The organism is Comamonas sp. C24C (assembly GCF_053345995.1).
Genome location: NZ_JBKFBC010000032.1, coordinates 1 through 497, shown reverse-complemented (window position 1 = coordinate 497; position 497 = coordinate 1). Strand labels below are relative to the sequence as shown.

The window sequence follows — 497 nt, the reverse complement described above, 5'->3', positions numbered from 1 at the left end:
CTTCCGAAGATCTGGCGCTGAATGCTCAACGGTTCATTGACCGCCCTGGAATCGGGCGCTGCCAGAGACGAAGCGCCACATAGTGCCATCGCTAAAAGAGCTAGAGTCTTGCCCATAGCGGCCTCCTAGATTAGGAATCACGCCTACTAATTGTCATACAGCTGCGCTGTACGTGGATCATCCATCACGGAGGTGACAACCGAGGGGCGAGTGACTTCAGGTGCCAGGCTGGACTGAGCCTCTGCAGGCGGCGCAGCAGGATTCGGGCTGCCTTGTGCCGACGCATCCGGTCCGTAGTTGTTTCGGCGCTCGTCTGCAGTCATGGACTGCGGGCATTTCGAGCCTGTGATCTCCAGGGCCACGCGCGCTGCCGGGTCCATGCAGTCCATCGCCAGCGAGGCGGCCTTCATGCCCTTGTTCCAGAGTTCGCGGCTCATTTTCAGGCGCTTGCAATGCTCGTCCGTCCAGGTCGTGCCGAAGCTCACGCCAAAGCCGGG

1 pseudogene is annotated in these 497 nt (G+C 60.6%); it reads right to left on the bottom strand.

The features are described 5' to 3' along the window. Positions 1 to 146 precede the first annotated feature (146 nt). Positions 147 to 497, bottom strand: a pseudogene (locus ACLBXN_RS24535) (hypothetical protein); the annotation flags it as partial.